Origin of the sequence: Methanosarcina spelaei, from assembly GCF_002287235.1 — an archaeon.
GTDB classification, from domain to species: domain Archaea; phylum Halobacteriota; class Methanosarcinia; order Methanosarcinales; family Methanosarcinaceae; genus Methanosarcina; species Methanosarcina spelaei.
In genome coordinates this window covers 1-1982 of sequence record NZ_LMVP01000234.1, presented here as the reverse complement: position 1 = coordinate 1982, position 1982 = coordinate 1, and the positions used below count along the sequence as shown (strand labels likewise).

General features: G+C 36.9%; 3 protein-coding genes. 1 reads left to right on the top strand and 2 read right to left on the bottom strand.

The features are described from left to right. Positions 1 to 493: IS66 family transposase (locus ASJ81_RS11825; RefSeq protein ID WP_141241692.1), on the top strand; the 493-nt coding region annotated here is incomplete at its 5' end. A gap of 11 nt (positions 494 to 504) precedes the next feature. Here ASJ81_RS11825 and ASJ81_RS11820 read toward each other — a convergent pair. Together ASJ81_RS11820 and ASJ81_RS11815 are read right to left on the bottom strand one after the other, a co-directional pair. After that, complete coding sequence (locus ASJ81_RS11820) at positions 505 to 1146, bottom strand: hypothetical protein (RefSeq protein ID WP_095644620.1); 642 nt, start codon at positions 1144 to 1146, stop codon at positions 505 to 507. Between the two features lie 262 nt (positions 1147 to 1408). Next, positions 1409 to 1894, bottom strand: coding sequence for a hypothetical protein (locus ASJ81_RS11815; protein ID WP_095644619.1), 486 nt, complete (start codon positions 1892 to 1894; stop codon positions 1409 to 1411). Positions 1895 to 1982 lie beyond the last annotated feature (88 nt).

The following is a 1982-nucleotide window of genomic DNA, read 5'->3' as shown; positions in this document are numbered from 1 at the left end:
GAAGACATTAAGGCCAATAGTTCCTTATCATAAAGAAAAGCTGAAAGCTTTTCTGGACAGTTACTGGAACTTTTATGGTGAGCTTTCTAAGTTTAGAATAAAACCAGATTCAGAGGTAGCGGAGCAATTATCCGTTAAGTTTGATCAGTTGTTTTCTACCAAAACAGGATATGAAAAGCTGGATGAAAGAATCGCTAAGACAAAAGAGAACAAAGAATACCTGTTAAAGGTGCTGAGTTTGCCAGAGATTCCGCTGCATAACAATGCAGCGGAACTGGCAGCAAGAGCAAAGGTCAGAAAAAGAGATGTCAGCCTTCAAACTATAACAGAGGAAGGAACAAAGGCAAACGACACATTTATGACGATTGTTCAGACAGCAAAGAAACTGGATGTAAGTGCATATCAGTACATATGTGATAGAGTCAGCAGTATATTTGAGATGCCATCTTTAGCTCAACTAATCAGAGAAAGAAGTTCAGTGAGTGGAAAGTGAGAGATTTCCACTCAATTTGAAGAGGATACGTTGCGTCTTCCAATAACAGTAAGAATTGCCTGAATATCCAAAGATACCTTCTCTTGGATTTCAGCCATTTCAATGGGCGAGTTTTTCCTAACGTAAGCTGTTAGAATTTCCATTATTGGCCAGTGATCTTTCTCAGATTCATTTGCAATTCTTTCAAGGGCATATATTCCACCTAACCGAATCTCTATTGCTGGATTTCCTAATTGATCAATAGCTCCTAGTTGATCAACAGCCCTAGTAAAACGTTCAGTAATCTGGCCTTCCTGAGAGACTTTTAGATTCCCCTGATCAGTTTTCATGTTAGAATCGAGAGTGGCTAAAGCAACTTCTAACTTTTTCTGAGACGTTTCCTGGTCAGATTTGAGAGTTGCTTGAGCAACTTCTAAATTTTTCCAAGCAAAATAAATTCCAACCAGAACTGCACCACCACCGAGTATTTGAGCTAAAGTAGCACGATACTGATTTTCAAGGGTGGCATTAACTGTGGCGTTATTTATTCCAAAATGAGATACTTGAAATGGTGGATAGCAATATAGTAAACCTGTTGAGAATATAACATAAAGACCGATCCATATTTTTGGATCTAGTTTTATACATTTTTTGTGCATTTCCCTTAAAGCCATACTTCTTTCCTTTAACACGAATGTTTATCTGTCCTTAATCAACTGTGAACTAAAATAAACATTGCTATTTATACACAAAGTATGAACAGCTAGAAAATTTAAATGAAAAATGCACAAACAGGCAGTACACATTCAAAGTTTAATCTCGGAAAACAGTAGATTTAAAATAAATTTGCTGCCAAAGACACGGAAAATAAAAAATTGTGGAAATTCTGGCAAATCACAAATAATAAAGAAGAGGGAAGAAAGGAATGAATTAGCTTCAACAATCCACACTTTCAGATTTTACATAGGCTCCACATTTATCTACATAGGGACATGTCGATTTATCTTCTTTTTCGAACCACTCCCGAGATTTACATCTTCCACTATGGAAATTCAATGCTTCAAACGGTGAAACAAATCTCTGATAAAAACGTCCATTAAAAACCCCACAAACTTGCACAGTTTCTTTATCTTCTAAAGTCTGATTTAAAGCATGATAAACAGACCCTAGAAACATGTTTACTTTCACCTCATAATCAGAAAGCATTTTGAAAACATCATCAGTTACAAGTACATTTCCCAGATCATTTCCAAGACGATCATGGTAATAAGATATTTTTGGCTCATGTTCTCCGTTTTTTCTTCCTTCCAGGTCACTGCAAGATCCAATATTAAAATGATTAAGCGAGTCTCTTATTTTTTTCAACCTAGGAAACCAATCGTTTTGCCCATCTTCTAAAGCTTTGCGAATTTCTAATGGCACCCTTTCATCTATAATCTGTTTCCCAGCATTCTTAAATCAAAGTTGCGCTGGCGCACCCCGCTGCAAGCAACGGGGTATGTCCGCGCCA

Excerpts from the sequence above, each read along its gene's own strand:
- ASJ81_RS11820 (WP_095644620.1), bottom strand. The coding sequence starts at position 1,146 with ATGGCTTTAAGGGAAATGCACAAAAAATGTATAAAACTAGATCCAAAA.